Raw genomic sequence first — 20,046 nt, forward strand, 5'->3', positions numbered from 1 at the left:
GGCAAGGTTTATGGCAATGCTAGCGTGGGCTGTCATACTGATGTTTATGGCTCTGTTTATGGTAATGCGAAAATCTCATATTGTGCAACAATCTGGGGGCGTGTTTATGGCAATGCTAAAATCAATAAAAAAAGCAAAGTAAGGTTGGTTCCAAAAAATTGTGAGGTTTATGAAAGGGATAATGTTGTCAATATAACTGATAAAACAGAATAAAGAACGGCGTGGGGGGCGTGCCTTCTTTATGGTGTATAAACGCATATAAAACGCATTGCTATAAACATATCATAAAAGAGAGCATTCATAAAAGAAAGCCGTGCCAAGTGATATGACGCGGCTTTCAAATAGCGTTTCTTATTGATTAAAATGAATCATCCACAATGGAGTAATCAGTGCATATATACAAAACGTATCATATTGCAAGCGCTCTATGAGAGATATGAAAACTTATCAAAAGAAACGTAAATGATGCGTATGATCTTTAATCACTCATTTGAATGAGAGAGCCTATAAAACGCTTATTATGGCTATCAAACGTATCAAACAAATCAAAACGCTCGGTAGCTTTATCAATCCAATCAAAAGCAAATGCATATTAAGTGAATGTCTTGTAAAAAACGTTCTTTTTAGCTTGCAAGCGTTGGTTTTAAAAAGCAGCTTTTCATAAGATAAATAAACAAACGCTTTTATAAAGTGTAAGGTTTTTAAGATTTTGCTCTGCTGTGAAATCTAGATCTTCGTTTTTCATAAATGAAACGTTCTTAAGAGCAAATGATAACTAAGTTATAACTGTAATAAAAAAAGTTTTAACGTTTCTTATAAAGATCTCATTTTATGTTTCAAACGTTTAAACGTGCATTTAAAGAGGTTCTCATAAGCGTATTTGTACTTTTCATTAAAACCTAATTTCTTTAAATATTAGCCGGTCCATTTTGGGGATGTTATCTTAGAATAGAGCATTCTTAAATATTACAGCTTTTGACTCAAAATTAAGTAAAAACCCATACCTTATGATGTTACAACGATTTTAAATTTTACTTGCTTATCTTGTCTAAATAGCTGCCCCCAAATTTGGAAAGAGCTCATTTGGTTCCGTATTTTTAAACTATAACTTTTAAAACGTTTTTAGTACCAAATCTAAAGTAGATAGTAATTCTACTGCCATGGCATTATTTGCTTCCATTTTTTTGTGGAAGCGAATAGTTCCGTTCTTAAAGACTAGCCTGCAATCTATTCATTAAAAGGCTTTTCATTTCATAAGATATAACTTTTTGAATTTCATGACCTTTATTTCCTACCTCGGTAAAAAAATACCGTGGTTATAAAATCAATCTTGTCTTTAAATCCTTTGTGCAATCTTTATGAATTAAACCTATAAGCTTATGACAGGTTCAAACAGTTAATTTCTTTAATGCTATTTTAGAGGTTTTTCCCAATTTTGGGAAAAATTATATGATCTCTATTTTCTATAAATGCGTATCTTTTGGTACAATTTATCTTATAACAGTTTCAAACGATTACCCTCTTATAGGTAATAAGATATTGCTATAGCATTTTTAGATTTTACGCTTCTCAATTTTGAAAACTGTAATTTTATGTTTTTATCATGTGATTAACAAACCAATTATTAAAACAAGATGTGATCTTTAAACGTATGTTATCGATAATTCCAAACGACTAAATTTTTAAACAATGCGATTTTGAGTGATAAAAACGTATCATAAAATTTATGAACTGTTATGAATAATATCTGCTTTTCATTTCATTTGAATGCACCCATGCGTTATAATATTTACATCATGATTTGCTTTTTATGGTCTATTCATACATGGCAATCTTATATAAAAAATGGTCAAATGAATCATGCATAAAAGTGTGGATTCTTGAGTGGATTCATATAAAATAATTACGCTTAACATATTGACTTTATTGTATTTTTTGATATTATATCTTACATATCAAATTTGCACGACACATATTGGCTGGACAGATGACGCCATGTCATCTCTTTACACAAAGAGCGCAGACCGTAAAAAACTCGCTCTTGAAGCTATAAAAAAACTTCAAAAAGATGAGGAATAGAGGCAAAAAAACGTAATAGAATCAATAGCGAATAAAACCCTCACTATTAATATAACTTATTGACTTAATTATTATTGAGTATCCATACGGTGGTATTGAATATTCGGTTGAGTTAAAAAAATAGCATTTTCGCTGCTACCACATAGAATATTGACAATTCTTATGAACAAAAAGGGGTCTATTACCCCTAGACCATATTTAATCTTTGAAAACCTTCCTGTTGATAGACAAATTAATACGTCACCTAATCCTTATAATTTAGATGCGTCTTGTAAAAGTGACTATATTAGCGAAAATTTAATTATGATGTTTTCTGTAGTGATCGGAGAGCCTTATTCAATTAAGTTTGAAGGCGAACATATAGTAAATAACCTGCTTCCTTTAGAGGATAATAAAAAAGATTATACAGAATTAGGATCTGAAGTTGAGTTAGATTTTCATACAGAAAATGCTGCACTAAAATTTATAACGGGTTTAAATTTATCTCTTAAAGGGGATACTTTTATCTGGTGTTCGCAATGATGTTGATGGCCCGTTAACGAGAATAGTCTGATGCACGTCTAGCTTTAAAATTTTTAAGTGAGGAGGATTTGAGTAGCTTAAGGGATAATTTATATATAATTAATGTTCCCTATAGATGGAGAAAAAATGGGGTAACCTCTACAAGTAAAGTGCCCCTAGTTCACAGGGACAGTGAATTCCCTGATATCAGCGCTGTTTTTTATCCTGGCATGTTAGAACCACAGTCAAAAAAGCCAAGGAAGCTTTAGATCATTTTTATGAAGCTATTAAGGCTGTATCTTTTGGAATTGATGTACCACTAAGGAAGATTATTATACATTGATAATAGAATGGCTCTACACTCTAGAGATAAGTTTTTTGGATCATTTGATAGTTATGAAAATCCAATGCGGTGGATTCAAAGAGTGTTTGTGTCTGCAGATTTATGGAATCATAGATATATAGAACAAATAAAAGAAAGAGTATTTAATTTTCAATGTTAATATCCTGATAATGATATGATGTTGAGTATTATTCTGATTTATATATATTGATGATACATCTCATATGTATAGGTTTCTCCCGCATAATCAGGTGAGGTTACTACCTAATTATAAGCTATGGTGGCCAATTGATTTTCTATGGCTGCATTTGATCTTTGTTATTTTTGCCCTTCCTTCAAGCCGCTAGGGGGATTCCCCTATCAAGCCCTTGAAAAAGCGATTTGGAGTAATTTCATAATGCGAAACCAAAACATAGTGACAAACTTTTCTATTGTTTTCACAAGTATGACGGTTTGCATGGTTGCCCCCTTCAAGCATAGTGGATTTTTTTCTTGCACGATGGAATCTTTCATATATGAGACAACATAATTAATTTATAACAGATAATTCAATGTATTATCTAAAAAATGCAACGAAATAGCTATTAATGTGAACATATGAATTAAAAAAATAAACATCGCGTACAAATAAATTCAAACATAATTGTGCACACGACTTATAACATTTTTTAGATAAACAAATAATAATACACCCCATGTCTTTAAACAAAGAATGAAAATCATAAAATGATCTCTAAGGATAATAGGAACTCTCCACAAAGAAGAGACAGAGATGAGGACTCCAAAGACTTCATCATCACTATCCTTCACCATTTTGTTAACATATTAATTTTATACAAGAATCTTTCCCTCGGAAGAAATAGCATTTGCAATAGCTTCTTCGCTTGCCTCATCGGGTAATAACATCTCATTATGAGCACATCCCGATGGGATCATAGGAAAACAGTTTTCTAAATGATAAACACGACAATCAAAAAGAACAGGCTTATCACAGTCAATCATCTGCTGAATTTTATCATCAAGTTCATCGGGTTTTGAACAATGAATTCCCACGGCTCCATAAGCTTGTGCCAATTTCACAAAGTCAGGCATAGATTCCGTATAAGAATGAGAAAGACGATTACCATGCAGCAATTGCTGCCACTGGCGAACCATCCCCATATACTGATTATTTAAAATGAAAATTTTTACAGGTGTGTCATGCTGAATAGCTGTTGCAAGCTCTTGAATATTCATCTGAATGGAGGCATCACCAGAAATACACACAACAAGCGCATCAGGATGTGCTATTTGAACACCGATAGCGGCCGGAAGACCATACCCCATCGTTCCAAGACCACCAGAAGTCATCCAATGTTTTGGTTCATCAAAATGATAATACTGTGCTGCCCACATCTGATGCTGTCCGACATCCGTTGTAATATAAGCATTCGCATCTTTGGTAAGAGCATAAAGTCGTTCAAGAGCATATTGCGGCATAATGACATCTTTTTTCTCCGCATATGCCAATGAATTACGAGCTTTCCAACGGTTAATTTGCGTCCACCACGCCTCACGGACTTCACTGTTAAACGCTGGTTGCTGTATTCTTAAGAGTTGCGTCATATCTCCTAAAACACAAGCCACATCACCAATAATTGGAACTTCTGCTTTTACAGTTTTATTGATGGAAGAAGGATCAATATCAATATGAATAATACGCGCATGAGGTGCAAATGCATCAAGGCGCCCCGTGATACGATCATCAAATCGTGCTCCAACAGCTAACATGACATCACAATCATGCATGGCCATATTAGCCTCATAGGTTCCATGCATTCCAAGCATTCCAAGCCAATTTTTACCGGAAGCAGGATAAGCACCAAGTCCCATTAATGTTGAAGTAATCGGAAAATCCCCCAATTGAACCAAATTACGTAAAAGCTGTATAGCTTTCATCCCCGATGAAATAACACCACCACCAGAATAAATAATAGGGCGTTTTGCCTCAACTAAAAGAGAAACGGCAGATTCAATAGCCTTAATATTCCCTTTCAACGATGGAAAAGAATGTAAAGACTCCTGAACTTGAGGTGCTCTATAAAGTCCTGAAGCAAATTGAACATCCTTAGGAATATCAATCAAAACCGGCCCAGGACGACCTGATTGAGCAAGAGCAAAAGCTTCATGAATAATAGCCGCAAGATCATTGACATTTTTAACCAGCCAATTACGCTTCGTACAAGGCTTTGTAATTCCAACTGTATCAGCCTCTTGAAAAGCATTTGTTCCAATTACCGTTGTTGACACCTGCCCAGAAAAACAAATAAGAGGTATCGAATCCATAAGAGCATCTTGCAAAGGTGTCACAGCATTCGTTGCCCCTGGACCAGAAGTCACAAGCATAACCCCTACCTTCCCTGTGCTGCGTGCATAGCCTTCAGCCGCATGCCCTGCAGCTTGTTCATGGCGCACCAAAATATGTTGGAGTGTATCTTGGTGATAAAGAACATCAAAAATAGGCAAAACAGCCCCACCAGGATAACCAAAAATATGTTCAACGCCTTGATCTATAAGAGCCTGAACCACTATTTCAGCGCCCGACATTATTTTTCCATCTGCACTCTCTTGCTTTCTTGGATCATTTCTCATTTTTCCCACTCACCTACTTTATAGGACAATAAAAAAGCCCCTAACGGAGCCCATAAAAAAAGCCCCCAAAGGAGCCCATTACACAACACATACTGTATGATTACCCCCCATTATTCCAACGTATAAAATATATAAAAAATTCCTTGTAGACAGATTTCTAATTCCATTGATACCATTCGTCAATAAAAAATTATATTTTCTAAAAAATTTCTTTTTTACGAATTATCTTTTATCTTTCGAAAGTTTCTTTGCAAGGCTCCAGCTCTTTTATCAAAAAGTAAGCATCCATTCTTCATCAAATTGATTACGAAACCATGTCATTTGTCTTTTTGCATATCTCCTCGTTTGTATTTTCACCGCTTCAAGAGCACTCTCAAAGCTTCTATATCCATCCAAATAAGCCATAAACTCAGGTATACCAATAGCCTTCATTGCTGGTAATGAAGGGGAAAGTTTAAGTTTTTTCATAGCCACCACTTCTTCTAAAGCTCCTCTTTCAATCATAGAATCCAAGCGTTTATGAATACGTTCATAAAGCAAAGGACGTGGTGGCATGAGAAGAATTTTTTCGGTCAAATTCGGCGCAATGAGAGGTGTTGTTTTTTGTTTCTGCCACCAACTGAGCGTCTTACCGGTTGCATCATAAACTTCCAAAGCACGGACAATACGCTGTCTATCATGCGAAGAAATTTTTTCAGCAACAACAGCATCAATCTGCAACAACTGGCGATAAAGACTTTCAGGTCCCTCTTTATCAAGCAGCAAACGCCACTTCTGCCGCACAACATCTGGAACATGAGGGACTTCCGAAATCCCCTCTAAAAGAGCACGAAAATAAAGTCCTGTTCCACCAACAAAAATAACTGATCTTAAAGAAAAAGTAGCCAATAGCTTCTCGACATCATACAACCATTGCCCTACTGAATAGTTCAAAGTAGGACTCACATGACCATAAAGATAATGGGGAACAATCGCGGTGTCAGCCTCCCCCGGCCGTGCCGTTAAAATATTTAAAACATCATAAACCTGCATTGAATCAGTATTAATAATGAGAGCATTCTTTTCTTGAGCCATTTGCAAGGCAAGTTCTGACTTCCCACTTGCCGTTGGCCCTGCTATCAATGTAATTGTTCTTTGTGCCATGAATAGCAATTTCTCCCAATCAATAACTTATTGCAACATACAGACACCCCCAAAGCCACTATCTTCTCTCCATTATCATAGAGTAAATACTTCAAACAAAAATACGAACACAAATTCTCTTCAATACAAAGAAAATCCTATGAAACTTATAAAAAAGAAAAAATAGACTTAAGAACAACACCAAAGGAATTTCCAAGCATTTTTTGCTATCATAATTCAATAACAAACCACAGCTATAATAATTCTGTCCGTTAAGGCCATTAAAAACATACTCTTTGTCATCATTTATAAAAATAATACTGAGTTTAACCTATACAATCAAACAGCTTTATTTTTTCCTATAAAAACAGCATGCTACTCTGATTTATAATAGGAGATTCAGAAATTGTCTTCTTCACGCTCTTTTTTTATAACTATTTTTTCATCCATCACCAAGAAAGGTGTAAATATATATAACTAATTTAGTCTAATATGATTTTTCTCTGAGAGAGCTTTTTTCAAACTGAAGTGAAAAAACGTTCTCTATAGCACACAAAATACAATCACAAAGTGCTAAAATTCTCACTAGATACAACATTATTTATAATAATAATTGACTTAAATACAAAACATAGATCTCTTATGCACTATTTTAAAGCCTAAGCTGTTGCAAGGTTGGAAATCTAGCAAATCTATGATGGTAGCAACTTGTACTTTTATTTAACGCAAAAATAGAGCTGCCCAATGAATTTTATATTGCACACCCCATGCTCTCTATCGTGAAATGAATTTGAGAAATATTGGACATCACATGCCTAGCTTGCAAAATATCCCATATACTAAGGCTGATAAAAAACAAAAAATAATTTTTAAGGATCAATCCATTAGGAGCGTTACGAACCGTAACTCTCCATCTGGACGCGCTACAATAAATAGAGCATTTTTGCGTCCAGCTTCACGTAATTTATGAATACGTTTTTTAGCCTCATCAATTGTTGTGATAGAACTCTGATTGATATCAACAATCACTTCACCAACGCGAATACGCTTTTTATCCGCTGCGCTATTTTGTGCAACAGATGTCACCACTAGTCCTCGAAGTTTATCTGAAATTGAATAACGATGACGCAAATCCTCCGTCAGTTCAGATAACGTCATTCCCATAAATTGCATTGTCACGTTTTTCGACAGATCTTGATTTTTTTTATCATCAACTTCTTCTTCTGTATCTTCATTTGGATCTGTTTCAATCAAACGTCCAAGCTTAACTTTTACTGTTTCTTCTTGCCCATTCCGTAAAACAGTAACATCCACCACCTTTCCTTCTGAACTTTCTGCAACTAAACGCGGCAAATCACGTGCATGCTTAATTTTGGAATTACCAAAAGAAAGAATAACATCTCCAGTTTGTAACTGGCTATTATCTACATTATTTTCTTCCGTCTGTTCTATTTTACCAGCCACCAATGCTCCCACAGCATTGTCCAATTTTAAACTTTTTGCAATATCCTCTGTTACCGGCTGAATACGAATAGCCAACCAACCACGTCTTATTTCTCCAAAATCACGCAATTGATTAATAACAGAAAGAGCCATATCCGATGGAATAGCAAATCCAATACCGATAGATCCTCCCGAAGGTGAAACAATTGCTGTATTAATGCCAATGACTTCACCATTTCTATCAAATAACGGACCACCAGAATTGCCCCGATTAATTGCTGCATCTGTTTGAATAAAATTATCATAGGGACCAGCATTAAGATCACGGTTACGCGCAGAAATAATACCAACCGTCACACTGCCACCAAAACCATAAGGATTACCAATAGCCATAACCCAGTCACCAATACGTGCTTTTTCTGAGTCACCAAAACGCACAGCTTTTAATTTTTTACTTCCTGCATCGACTTGAAGCAACGCCAAATCAGTTTTGCTATCCTTTCCAAGAAGCTTTGCCTTTAGTTTTGTACCATCCGTAAAATTAACTTCAATATCATCAGCATCAACAATAACATGATAATTTGTAACAATAATCCCTTTTTGCGCATCAATCACAAAACCAGACCCTAAAGAACGCACCTTTTGAAATTGACTATCTTTTTGAGCATCCTTGGGTGTAAAAAAATCACTAAAATATTCCTCCAGCAATGAATCTTTTGGGATAACGGGTACCGAGGTATTTTCATCCTGTTCTGTTCCTTCAACAGTCTGTGCCGTGGAAATATTCACAACTGTTTCCAAAAGCTCAGAAGCTAAATCAGGAATAGAAAGCAATGCCTCGCTTGTCTCTGCTCCCCAAGACAAACCTGACCCTGATAGAAACAAAGTCACACAAAAAACAACTCTTGTGATAAAAAACTTTAAAAACGTATTTTTACTCACGACACTTCTATCCATGACATGCCTTTAATCAAAGATGCAAAGAGCCCCACTAAATTTATCTACATAAAACCAGCACGGCTCGATACTCTCTACCACTTTTACCATAAAAGAAAATGGTCACAGATCATTCTTTTCATGCAAAATCTCGTATCTGCAATCCATTATTTTATCTATTCTCTCCCGATTTTGGATCAGTTTTACTAATGCCAGTATTCATTGTCGGTAAGAATGCTTTATTTGCCTGCGGCGGATTACGAAAATAGAAAAAGAAATCCTCATTTGGAGAAATCACCATCGGTGTTTTCTCTAAATTCTTGTATTGTTCCATCGCCAACCAAAAATCGTAAAAAGACGGATTAGCCTCCCTCGCATTCAATAAAAGACGAATACTTTCAGCCTGACCTTCACCACGAGTAATTTCAGCATCACGCTTTGCCGCTGCTACAATTTCTTCATATTCACGATTAGCTTCTGCTACAATACGATCTCGCTCTTGTTGACCACGAGCACGGATATTTTCCGCAGCAGCTTCACGTTCAGCTGCCATTTGCCGATAGACATCTTCTGAAACAGCATCAGTCAAATCGGTTTTACGAATACGCACATCAACAATGGTAATACCCAACGAACCTGCATCTACAGAAAACTGCTTCTGTACTTCAGCCATCATCGCGCCTCGTTCATCCGATAAGGCTGCTTTAAATTCTCGCTTACCATAAACAGCGCGCAAAGCGTCAATAAACCGTGGTGCAAGGTTTTCACGTGCCGCAATTTGTGGACGCCCAGAAGCAATGCGCTGTAAAAACAACTTAGGATCTGTAATACGGTAAATAAAGAACGCATCCACCTCATAATACGCACCACCACGAACCTGTACAGATTGTGTAGGAACATCGTAACGCAATAACCGATTATCAACAATGATCATCTTATCGATAAAGGGCGCCTTGAAATAGATTCCAGGATTAGATTCTACCTGAACAATTTGTCCAAAACGCTTAATTGCTACTTGTTGACGAGGATAGACGATAAATACGGACATCCACAAAATCATCAAAACAAACACTATAGCACTAAAAACAAACAAAAAGCGAGATTGCTGCATAATTAATCTCCTCCAGAAATACGAGAATCTAAGAGTAACGCAGGACGCGCTGATGTTGCCTTTACTTTTTCCGATGACTTGCTACGCAACAATTCGTTCAAAGGTAAATAAGGCACCGCTGGAGAATTTGCCTGATCAAGAACCAGCTTATTTGGTGAAGAAAGAATCCGCCCCATCGTCTCCATATAGAGACGATAGCGAGCAGCTTCTGGTGAAATCGCAGCCTCACGAGCTATCGCCTGAAAACGTTCAGCACGCCCTGTTGCCTCTTCAACCATTTGTGCCTTTTCACCTTTTGCGATTTCCCGTGTGCGTGAAGCTTCACCATTTGCTAAACCAATTTTCGTAAAACGCACACGATTCCCCTCTTCAATCATTCTTCCACGTTCCTGCTCCGCCTGCTGAACAGAATTAAACGCAGCAGCAACCTTTGTCGGAGGAGCAGCCTCACTGATAGACACACGGCTTATTTCAACACCAAGTTGATATTTATCTACAGTCAACTGAATAATCTTTCTGACGTCATTAGCAACTTCTTCTTTCTTGTCACGTAAAACATCATCAACCGGCCGCGAACCAATGACCTCACGCATTGCACTCTCAGCAACTTGGCGGACTGTTCCCTCTTGATCATTCACATTGAATAAAAACTGACTAGGGTATGAAATCCGATAGTAAACGGAAAAATTAACATTAACGATATTCTGATCACTTGAAAGCATTAAGCCATCACTTTGTTGCGCCTGACCAGGCTTCCCACCAATCGCAATTGTTTTTTCCGTTAAAGGTACTTTCATATAGGTCTCAATTGGCCAAAAATGAAAATGCAACCCATCACCAATAATGCCTTCTTTAGGGATGCCAAAGCGCAACTCTACCGCTTGTTCATTTTGCTGAACAATATAAATTGACTGGTATAGCCAAAAAAACACAATAAGCAGAAGGAATAAAACAGAAAAACTGCTTCTCCCGAATTGTTTAAACTGATCCTGCCCTTTGCGCAAAATATCATTAAGATTAGGACCATTTTCGCCACCATTACCGCCACCAGAACCAAAGAGATTCTTAGCTGGTGTTTTTTTGTCACCACTGTTTTTATCGCCACTCCACGGGCCACCACCATTTTGATTTGTCCAGGGCATTATCACCTCTTTAACTGATTACCACTACTCGAACACCAACCATTTGCTTGATCTTATAGGGTGTCTCTTACCTCATTACAATACAACTGATAACCCCTTCCACTTCATATTACAAAAAATTATTTCCGCTCATAAACAACAAAACGTGTCGGATGACTATCTTTATCCCCTTTTGGAATATCTTGTGTTTGCACAATAGTCCACTTTTCTTTATCAAAAACAGGAAAAAAACTATCACCTTCTATAGAAGCTAAAACTTCTGTAAGAAATATTTTATCAGCCATATGCAACCCTTGTTGAAAAATTGCACCACCACCAATAATAAAAATTTCCTCTACATCATTTTGAGAAGCAACGCTTGTTGCAAGAGAACAAGCTTGCGATAAAGAGTGAGCAACAACAGCCCCCTCAGCACAAAAGGTACAATCACGCGTAATGACGATATTTGTACGCCCTGATAAAGGTCTCCCGATAGAATCCCAAGTTTTTCTTCCCATAATAATGGGCTTACGCAACGTCAAAGCTTTAAAGCGTTGCAAATCCGTCGATAAATGCCACGGCATTGCACCTTCACGACCGATAACACCATTTTCTGCAACAGCAGCAATTAAACAAATGGAAATCGTCATATTGCTACCGGCGCTTTAATATGAGGTTGTGCTTCATAATTAAACAACTCAAAATCCTCAAATTGAAAAGAAAAAAGATCTGTTACCGCTGGATTTATGCGCATACATGGCAAAGCATTTGGTATACGAGACAATTGATATTTTGCCTGTTCAAAATGATTAGAATAAAGATGAGCATCTCCCAGAGTATGAATAAAATCGCCTACTTTAAGACCGCTTACTTGCGCAATCATCATCGTTAGCAATGCGTAGGATGCAATATTGAATGGAATACCTAAGAAAATATCCGCCGAACGCTGATAAAGTTGACAAGATAATTTACCCTCCGCAATGTAAAATTGAAAAAGACAATGACACGGAGGTAACGCCATTTCCTCTATTAATGCAGGATTCCAAGCTGATACAATCAAGCGACGAGAATCTGGCGTTTCCTTAATCATCGTTAAAAGATTGTTAATTTGATCAATATGGCGTCCATCAGGAGCAGGCCAAGAACGCCACTGATAACCATAAACAGGACCAAGATTTCCCTTTTCATCAGCCCATTCGTCCCAAATCGACACACCATGCTCTTTCAACCAAGCGATATTTGTATCGCCTTTAAGAAACCACAAAAGCTCATAAATAATTGAACGTAAGTGTAGCTTCTTTGTTGTCAACAACGGAAATCCTGCTTGTAAATCAAAGCGCATCTGATACCCAAAGATAGATCGCGTGCCAACACCCGTTCGATCTGTCCGATCAATACCCTGATTTAAAACATGAGATAAAAGAGCAAGATATGACTTCATAGGGCTATTATGTCCGATTCTTCTCATTATAGAAAATAAAAACTGTAAAATCCGTACAAACATAATTCAAATCTTTTTCCAAAAACATCTTACACAAGAAATTATCATGATCTGACTAAATTTTTGATGCAAAAGATAAAATACTATAGACAGCTTCTAAAAAAATGACATAAATGAACAAAGATGGATAAACATCAAATAAAGGGATCGACTATGGAAAAACAAGAAGCTTTAAAACCACATGATACAAGAAAACGTATCTGGGCTATCGTGTCCAGTGCATCAGGTAATCTAGTAGAATGGTATGACTTTTATGTTTATTCCTTTACATCTATTTATTTTGCATCACAATTCTTTCCCTCAGATGGCAATGTCGTTACGCAACTTTTAAAAGCGGCTGGTGTCTTTGCTATTGGTTTTCTTATGCGCCCAATCGGCGGATGGCTTTTTGGCTTCATTGCCGATCGTTACGGACGCAAACGCTCAATGCTTATCTCTGTTTTTATGATGTGTGGTGGTTCGTTCTTAATCGCCCTACTTCCTACCTATGAAACCATTGGAGTGGCAGCAGGAATTCTTTTACTTTTACTCAGAATGCTTCAGGGGCTTTCTGTCGGTGGTGAATATGGTACAACAGCAACTTATATGAGCGAAATCGCCCTCAAAAATCGCCGCGGATTTTTTAGCTCTTTCCAATATACCACACTGATTGGTGGTCAACTTCTAGCCAGTCTCGTTATATTCATTTTAGCGCTTTATCTCACCGAAGATCAGCTAAAAGCGTGGGGCTGGCGTATTCCATTTGCTATTGGTGGATGCGGCGCAATTGTTGCGATTTATCTACGCCGCACACTCCATGAGACAACGACCAAAGAAAGTCGTTCTAGTGCACAAGCTGGTAGTATTAGGGGACTTCTGAGCAACCACCGAAAAGCTTTTTTTCTAGTTATCGGCTTTACCGCTGGAGGATCGCTCACATTTTACACCTATACGACTTACATGCAGAAATATCTGATCACAACCACCGGCTTTGATAAACATACAGCCACAACTATAATGACTGCTGCACTCTTTGTTTTCATGTTACTCCAACCCCTCTTTGGTTCTCTCGCAGATAAAATTGGAACAAGAACTTCTCTCCTTATTTGGAGTGTCTTATCTATTATCTTTACCATTCCTGGACTTAATATGATTGGTAATACTGATAGTACATGGATTGCTTTATCAGTCATTACTGGAATGCTCTGCATTATGAGCTTTTATACATCTATCTCTGGCATTGTAAAATCAGAAATGTTTCCCGCTTCAGTACGAGCGATAGGAGTTGGGCTCTCTTATGCTATTGCCAACGCACTGTTTGGCGGTTCTGCTGAATATGTCGCGCTTGGATTAAAAGATCTTGGATATGAATCTGTCTTCTATTTTTATATAACCGGCATGATGATTATTGCATTCATTGCTGTTCTCTTAATGCCAGATGCTCGCAAAAAAGGGTATTTACAAGGAGACGATATTCATTAACCTTTAATGTTAACAAACAAGGGTTTCAACAAAAAAAGCAAAGCCCAGTATTCTGGGCTTTTTTATATTCTTTCCAATAGAAGTTTAAAGCTCACAGTTTTTTATCCCTTCAAACACTCTAAAGAAGCAATGTTCCCTCCTACACACGCCGCTTATAAAAACAAATGGCTTCATATTATTATGTAATAAATACTTCTTTTGCTGAATTTAATTCACTGAAGATAAAAAACTTTTGATTTATTTTAATATTCCCATTCCCACTCAACGTTGAAGAAAAGTGATTATCTTTCAAGAAATTTTATCAATAATAAAGATTACACTCATGATTTTGTTTAATACGTTCTTAATAGTACCCCCTCATGCAAAACAAATCCTTTCATGAAAAATAGAAAATACCATTATATTATGAATTCGCACACTTTTTTGAGAAACATTTCTCAATGCACCTAACTCCATTTCACAACGACACCCGTGAATGACATAACGTAAAAGCCCCGTAAAGTATAAACATGGGCATCACTCTCTTTACACTTAATAAAAGTGCAAGCCGCTATCATTATACTATTGAGGAACTCTTAATATTGTACTCCCCCTTAACACTTAAGATCATTTCTAAAAAGTATTTTAACTGATACACCAACCTCGCATGCAATAGTCAATAACATCATTTTACGAAACAACATCAAGCATATAAACTAAAGAGTATCATATCTTCATAAGCACTCTGCATATGCAAATAATTCACAATCAAACAAAAAATAATATTTCCTTAAGGATAGTAAAAAGCGCATAATTTACGCAATATAACAACACCATAAGCCCAAAACAGCACTGATAGCTCTAGAAAAAATCTTTATGTTTCCCTGAAAAATTATCATGGTACAATGGCGTTTTTATAATGCACATCGTAAATAGCTTTAAAAAGAAGAAAAGTTATAAATCTAAAAGGGGAATACTTCATGAATAATCAAACAACTTTAGACCCACATGATACAAGGAAACGTATTTTTGCTATCATGTCCAGCGCATCAGGAAATCTGGTAGAATGGTACGACTTCTATGCTTACTCCTTTGCATCGGTTTATTTTGCCTCACAATTTTTTCCTGAAGATGAAGATATCGTTACACAACTGTTAAAAACAGCAGGAATCTTTTTTATTGGCTTTCTTATGCGTCCAATTGGAGCATGGCTCTTTGGATTCATTGCGGATCGTTATGGACGTAAACGCTCAATGCTTATTTCTGTTTTTATGATGTGTGGTGGCTCTTTTCTCATTGCCATACTTCCTACTTATAAAACCTTGGGAATAACAGCAGCATTCCTTCTCCTTTTTGTCCGTATGTTTCAAGGACTTTCCGTTGGAGGTGAATATGGTACAGCAGCAACTTATATGAGCGAAGTTGCACCCAAAAATCGTCGCGGGCTCTTTGCTTCTTTTCAATATGCAACAACGATCTCAGGTCAACTTCTCGCAAGTTTTATAATATTTATTTTAGCCCTTTACCTTACTGAAGATCAGTTAAAAGCGTGGGGATGGCGTATTCCTTTTGTGATTGGTGGCTTTGGAGCAATCGTTGCAATTTATCTGCGTAGTTTGCTCCATGAAACAACAACCCACAAAAGCCGCTCTGAAAAACATGCTGGTAGTCTTCGAGAACTTTTTCGCAATCATAAAAAAGCTTTCTTTTTGGTTGTTGGCTTTACAGCTGGTGGATCACTCACATTTTATACATACACTACTTATATGCAAAAATATCTGATCACAACCACCGGCTTTGATAAACAAACCGCAACAACGATAATGACTGCCGCCCTCTTTATTTTTGTGCTACTCCAACCCCTTTTTGGTTCCCTAGCCGATAAAATTGGAGCAAGAGCTTCACTCATTAGTTGGGGGCTATTATCCATTATCTGCACTATCCCTGTACTTAAAATGATCGGTAATGCCCATAATCCATGGACAGCACTCTTAATCATTATTGGAATACTCTGTGTTATGAGTTTTTATACGTCCATTGCTGGTATCATAAAAGCAGAATTGTTCCCTGCTTCAATCCGAGCAATTGGTGTTGGATTTGCTTTTGCCATTGGCAACGCACTCTTTGGCGGTTCTGCCGAATATGTAGCGCTTGGATTAAAAAATATGGGATACGAATCTGTTTTCTTTTTTTACATAGTTGGTATGATGGTCATTGCACTCATCTCTATTCTTCTTATGCCCGATATAGATAAAGGAGGATATCTCGATAAAGACGATAGACTTCATTAAACTTATTTTCTGGATAAAAAAAAGCCCAAGAAATTGGGCTTTTTTGGATCTCCTCTCCATCCTAACAAAGAACGAAAATTCTGCCCCGCATTCGTCTTACAAACAACTCAGTTTCTCTTAAATTGTCTATAGTTACTGCCCTCTTTATGTAATTTACTTGATAAGATTCTATAGGCAAGCCCTACCCTAAATATTTATCATGATATCTGAAAAACACCTCATACGGAAAACCTTATATGAGCCTTACCTCCCCCTCCTAAATAATGATGTGTGGTGATACAACAAGATAAGCAAAGACACAAAAATCCCCTTTTACATTATTTAAGCTTTATGAAATGTCTTCAGTTTTTGGGCTTTCTGCTCATAAAGACCATCTCTTCTATAATCTTCCGGTATGCCAATAATTGCATTCTTCTCATAAAGTTTAAAGGTATCTTGATCTACTTTTCAATGTTCTCTCCCTTTAAATGCAACGTGATAACTTTTTATTCTATAACACAAGTAAAAATCTTAAAACGAATGACAACATAACTCTAATAAATCATCTTAAAGAGTTTCCCTAAGAAATTATTATAATACAATTGAATTTTTCTGGAAATCATAAACAATTATGTTTAGAAAATATAAAATATAAATCCAAAAGGGGAACAATTCATGAAAAATGAAACAACTTCAGCATCACAGGATGCAAGAAAACGTGTTTTTGCTATTATAGCAAGCGCATCAGGAAATCTCGTAGAATGGTATGATTTTTACGTTTACTCATTTGCATCAATTTATTTTGCATCACAATTCTTTCCCTCCGATGGTGATACGATTACGCCACTGTTAAAAACCGCGGGTGTGTTTTTTATTGGCTTTCTTATGCGCCCTATTGGAGCTTGGTTTTTAGGATTTGTCGCCGATCGTTATGGACGTAAACGCTCGATGCTTATATCCATTTTTATGATGTGTGGTGGCTCTTTTTTCATCGCCATACTTCCCACCTATGAAACCTTAGGAATAACATCAGCAATCCTTTTACTTTTAGCTCGAATGATGCAAGGACTTTCAGCGGGTGGTGAATATGGTACAGCAGCCACTTATATGAGCGAAGTTGCTCTCAAAAAACATCGTGGGCTTTTTGCTTCTTTCCAATCAGCCACCCTTATTACAGGTCAACTTCTTGCCAGCTTCATTATATTTATTCTAGCATCTTATCTCTCTGAAGATCAGTTAAAAGCATGGGGATGGCGCATTCCTTTTGTGATTGGTGGTTTCGGGGCAGTGATTGCGATTTATCTGCGTCGTTCTCTCCACGAAACAACCACGAAAGAAAGCCGCTCTCACAAACACTCTGGCAGTCTTAAGGAACTTCTCACCAAGCATACAAAAGCCGTTGTCGTAATTGCATGCTTTGCATCAGGAGGATCACTCACATTTTACACCTTTACGACTTATATGCAAAAATATCTAATCACAACCACCGGCTTTGATAAACATACCGCAACAACGATTATGACAGCTGTACTATTTATTTTCATCCTATTCCAACCCATAGCTGGTATCATAGCCGATAAAATTGGAACAAAAACTTTACTTATCATTTGGAGTATACTCTCTGTCATCTTTACATTTCCTGGACTCTGGATAATCGGTAATACGCATAGTATATGGGTTGCCTTTTCCGTCATTATTGGCTTGCTCTTCATTATGAGCATGTATACATCCATCTCTGGTGTCGTCAAATCAGCAATGTTTCCCTCTTCAATACGCGCATTAGGCGTTAGCATCTCTCATGCCATTGGCAACGCCTTATTTGGTGGTTCTGCTGAATACGTCGCGCTTGGATTAAAAAAGTACGGTCATGAATCACTCTTTTATTTTTATATAACCGTCGTGATGATCATGGCATTCATTGCTCTTCTCTTTGTCCCGAGTATGCGTAAAGGAGGCTACCTCCAAGAGGATGAAAAACATTAACCCTTTTTATCAACGAAAAAGCCCAAGAAATTGGGCTTTTTTTATCATTATCACAAATTTAATATTGTTTAAATTTTATGAAGTGCATTAAGGTGCTTAGCAACTAGATAATAAAAAGTCAGTCGATTTTTTCTACGCTCTCCAGACATCATCTCAGCCACTTTTGAAACAGCCATTTTAGCACTCTTCTCATCGGCTTCTAAAACATCTTGAACCCATTTTTCAACACGTTCTAACTCTTTTGGATCCGATGTAGCAACAAGCGCTGCATCCTGCTTTTTCATCACCAAAGCTAAACGACGGCTAAGTCGTTCTACTGCTGCTTCATCGGGATTTGAATCATATAGTTTAATATCTGCTAAATTATTTGTCATTTTGCATCATCTCCTCTCCAAAAATGAGCGGACTATACTTTACAGCCGCATCATATAGCTCCATAAATAATTAGAGGATTAAAAATATTAACAACCCCCCCTTTTCCTAAGACTGTTCTTCATCTATATTTAGAGGGCTGGTTTACCAGCTATGGTAATAAATGGACGGTGAAATAAACCTATTGGACCCGGGGGCGGTACCCGGCGCCTCCACCAAAATATAAGAAACCAAAGTTATATTTTGGTGGGGGCGAAATAGGATCGACAAGGGTGTAAAGATCGCTCTTTTACTCGGCATTGTACCACCGTTATCGGGCTAAATGAGTAGTTGCAAATGACAACTATGCGGAAGCACGTCTCGCCGCTTAAGGTGGTGTGAATGTTTCAATTTGAGCCTTAAACCGTCGCAGGTTTAAGCGGGGTTCGGAGGCACCTGGCAACAGAAGCCTTCACTTTTTTAAATGTTGTTGATTGATCTTTCAGACGTTATCAGACATTATTTACCATAGAGTTTCGTATTTATTTGATTTATTGAGGTGCATCGTAGAAAAAATCTGCTAATTTAAAATATATTCTGTCACACAATATCAATACGCCCCATTCTGCTACGTGAAATAAAAGGAATAAACTTCGATGGTTAAAGATCAAATCCGTTACGATATTCTCGTTCAGGATGCGCTTCGTGGAGTTATCCGTAAAGTTTTATCGGAAGTTGCCAAAGCAGGTCTTCCGGGAAATCATCATTTTTTTATAACTTTTTTGACCAATGCCCCAGGCGTTAAAATTTCTCCTCGGCTAAAAAATCGCTATCCCGAGCAAATGACAATCGTCTTACAACATCAATTTAGAGATCTCAGTGTTTCAGAAACAGCTTTCGAAGTAACCCTCTCTTTCAGGGAAATAACCGAAAAGCTCGTGATTCCTTTTACTTCCATTCAGGTCTTTTATGATCCTGTAGCAGCATTTGAAGCAGCATTTGATCTGCCCTCAAATCTGACCTCTGGAGAAAGTGAAAATTCAGAAAATACCTCAACTACGCCCATTACCTTATCAAACAAACAAAAAATAGAAAATACGCTTACAAAAGAACAAAATCTCAGTACAAACAAAGAACCTTCAAATAACGATGCAAAACAAAGTCAAAGTGCTGATGTTGTCTCTTTAGATTCCTTTCGGAAAAAATAATTTTTC

The 20,046-nt window shown here is 37.1% G+C and carries 13 protein-coding genes, 1 other RNA gene and 2 pseudogenes; 8 read left to right on the top strand and 8 right to left on the bottom strand.

The features are described from left to right. From ACFIK0_RS04980 to ACFIK0_RS04990, 3 genes and pseudogenes are all read left to right on the top strand, one after another. Positions 1-213 (top strand): annotated as a pseudogene (locus ACFIK0_RS04980) (hypothetical protein); the annotation flags it as partial. Positions 214-1,977: 1,764 nt separating this feature from the next. Further along, a pseudogene (locus tag ACFIK0_RS04985) lies at positions 1,978-2,079 on the top strand (integrase); the annotation flags it as partial. A gap of 162 nt (positions 2,080-2,241) precedes the next feature. Then, on the top strand, positions 2,242-2,601 hold the full coding sequence (locus ACFIK0_RS04990) for a hypothetical protein (protein ID WP_375637646.1): 360 nt from the start codon (positions 2,242-2,244) through the stop codon (positions 2,599-2,601). 1,153 nt (positions 2,602-3,754) lie between these two features. Here ACFIK0_RS04990 and ACFIK0_RS04995 read toward each other — a convergent pair. From ACFIK0_RS04995 to ACFIK0_RS05025, 7 genes are all read right to left on the bottom strand, one after another. Further along, positions 3,755-5,554 carry an acetolactate synthase 3 large subunit gene (locus tag ACFIK0_RS04995; protein WP_375643464.1) on the bottom strand — a complete coding sequence of 600 codons (1,800 nt, stop codon included), beginning with the start codon at positions 5,552-5,554 and terminating at the stop codon, positions 3,755-3,757. 270 nt (positions 5,555-5,824) lie between these two features. Further along, positions 5,825-6,697 carry a tRNA (adenosine(37)-N6)-dimethylallyltransferase MiaA gene (miaA, locus tag ACFIK0_RS05000; RefSeq protein ID WP_375643463.1) on the bottom strand — a complete coding sequence of 291 codons (873 nt, stop codon included), beginning with the start codon at positions 6,695-6,697 and terminating at the stop codon, positions 5,825-5,827. Positions 6,698-7,552: 855 nt separating this feature from the next. After that, the gene (locus ACFIK0_RS05005; RefSeq protein ID WP_273790754.1) at positions 7,553-9,076 is read right to left on the bottom strand and encodes a Do family serine endopeptidase; all 1,524 of its coding nucleotides are present in this window, start codon (positions 9,074-9,076) and stop codon (positions 7,553-7,555) included. A 151-nt stretch (positions 9,077-9,227) separates the two neighbouring features. Beyond that, positions 9,228-10,166: a protease modulator HflC gene (hflC, locus tag ACFIK0_RS05010; RefSeq protein ID WP_273790755.1), complete on the bottom strand. Its 939-nt coding sequence runs from the start codon at positions 10,164-10,166 to the stop codon at positions 9,228-9,230. 2 nt (positions 10,167-10,168) lie between these two features. Further along, positions 10,169-11,308, bottom strand: coding sequence for an FtsH protease activity modulator HflK (gene hflK / locus ACFIK0_RS05015; RefSeq protein WP_273790756.1), 1,140 nt, complete (start codon positions 11,306-11,308; stop codon positions 10,169-10,171). Positions 11,309-11,427: 119 nt separating this feature from the next. Next, a complete protein-coding gene (locus tag ACFIK0_RS05020) occupies positions 11,428-11,937 on the bottom strand; it encodes a dihydrofolate reductase (protein ID WP_273790757.1) in 510 nt (169 codons plus the stop codon). Then, positions 11,934-12,728, bottom strand: coding sequence for a thymidylate synthase (locus tag ACFIK0_RS05025; protein ID WP_375663622.1), 795 nt, complete (start codon positions 12,726-12,728; stop codon positions 11,934-11,936). Before ACFIK0_RS05025 ends, ACFIK0_RS05020 begins: the two co-directional genes overlap by 4 nt. A gap of 213 nt (positions 12,729-12,941) precedes the next feature. On the opposite strand from ACFIK0_RS05025, the gene ACFIK0_RS05030 reads away from it, so the two are divergent. The 3 genes from ACFIK0_RS05030 to ACFIK0_RS05040 all read left to right on the top strand — a co-directional run bounded on the left by ACFIK0_RS05030 (position 12,942) and on the right by ACFIK0_RS05040 (position 18,481). Next, positions 12,942-14,249, top strand: coding sequence for an MFS family transporter (locus ACFIK0_RS05030; RefSeq protein WP_375643461.1), 1,308 nt, complete (start codon positions 12,942-12,944; stop codon positions 14,247-14,249). Between the two features lie 959 nt (positions 14,250-15,208). Further along, complete coding sequence (locus tag ACFIK0_RS05035; protein ID WP_273790759.1) at positions 15,209-16,519, top strand: MFS family transporter; 1,311 nt, start codon at positions 15,209-15,211, stop codon at positions 16,517-16,519. 654 nt (positions 16,520-17,173) lie between these two features. Further along, positions 17,174-18,481, top strand: coding sequence for an MFS transporter (locus tag ACFIK0_RS05040; protein WP_273790760.1), 1,308 nt, complete (start codon positions 17,174-17,176; stop codon positions 18,479-18,481). 68 nt (positions 18,482-18,549) lie between these two features. On the opposite strand, the gene ACFIK0_RS05045 is transcribed toward ACFIK0_RS05040, so the two are convergent. Further along, positions 18,550-18,855, bottom strand: coding sequence for a DUF2853 family protein (locus ACFIK0_RS05045; protein ID WP_375660748.1), 306 nt, complete (start codon positions 18,853-18,855; stop codon positions 18,550-18,552). A gap of 97 nt (positions 18,856-18,952) precedes the next feature. On the opposite strand from ACFIK0_RS05045, the gene ssrA reads away from it, so the two are divergent. Together ssrA and ACFIK0_RS05055 are read left to right on the top strand one after the other, a co-directional pair. Next, positions 18,953-19,309: a transfer-messenger RNA gene (gene ssrA, locus ACFIK0_RS05050) on the top strand. Positions 19,310-19,488: 179 nt separating this feature from the next. Next, positions 19,489-20,040: an SspB family protein gene (locus ACFIK0_RS05055; protein ID WP_375631167.1), complete on the top strand. Its 552-nt coding sequence runs from the start codon at positions 19,489-19,491 to the stop codon at positions 20,038-20,040. The last annotated feature ends 6 nt before the right edge of the window (positions 20,041-20,046 follow it).

This window comes from Bartonella sp. CL63NXGY (genome assembly GCF_042194905.1).
In the GTDB taxonomy this organism is placed as follows: Bacteria; Pseudomonadota; Alphaproteobacteria; order Rhizobiales; family Rhizobiaceae; genus Bartonella.

Excerpts from the sequence above, each read along its gene's own strand:
- ACFIK0_RS04990 (WP_375637646.1), top strand. The coding sequence starts at position 2,242 with ATGAACAAAAAGGGGTCTATTACCCCTAGACCATATTTAATCTTTGAA.
- ACFIK0_RS04995 (WP_375643464.1), bottom strand. The coding sequence starts at position 5,554 with ATGAGAAATGATCCAAGAAAGCAAGAGAGTGCAGATGGAAAAATAATG.
- miaA (WP_375643463.1), bottom strand. The coding sequence starts at position 6,697 with ATGGCACAAAGAACAATTACATTGATAGCAGGGCCAACGGCAAGTGGG.
- ACFIK0_RS05005 (WP_273790754.1), bottom strand. The coding sequence starts at position 9,076 with ATGGATAGAAGTGTCGTGAGTAAAAATACGTTTTTAAAGTTTTTTATC.
- hflC (WP_273790755.1), bottom strand. The coding sequence starts at position 10,166 with ATGCAGCAATCTCGCTTTTTGTTTGTTTTTAGTGCTATAGTGTTTGTT.
- hflK (WP_273790756.1), bottom strand. The coding sequence starts at position 11,308 with ATGCCCTGGACAAATCAAAATGGTGGTGGCCCGTGGAGTGGCGATAAA.
- ACFIK0_RS05020 (WP_273790757.1), bottom strand. The coding sequence starts at position 11,937 with ATGACGATTTCCATTTGTTTAATTGCTGCTGTTGCAGAAAATGGTGTT.
- ACFIK0_RS05025 (WP_375663622.1), bottom strand. The coding sequence starts at position 12,728 with ATGAAGTCATATCTTGCTCTTTTATCTCATGTTTTAAATCAGGGTATT.
- ACFIK0_RS05030 (WP_375643461.1), top strand. The coding sequence starts at position 12,942 with ATGGAAAAACAAGAAGCTTTAAAACCACATGATACAAGAAAACGTATC.
- ACFIK0_RS05035 (WP_273790759.1), top strand. The coding sequence starts at position 15,209 with ATGAATAATCAAACAACTTTAGACCCACATGATACAAGGAAACGTATT.
- ACFIK0_RS05040 (WP_273790760.1), top strand. The coding sequence starts at position 17,174 with ATGAAAAATGAAACAACTTCAGCATCACAGGATGCAAGAAAACGTGTT.
- ACFIK0_RS05045 (WP_375660748.1), bottom strand. The coding sequence starts at position 18,855 with ATGACAAATAATTTAGCAGATATTAAACTATATGATTCAAATCCCGAT.
- ACFIK0_RS05055 (WP_375631167.1), top strand. The coding sequence starts at position 19,489 with ATGGTTAAAGATCAAATCCGTTACGATATTCTCGTTCAGGATGCGCTT.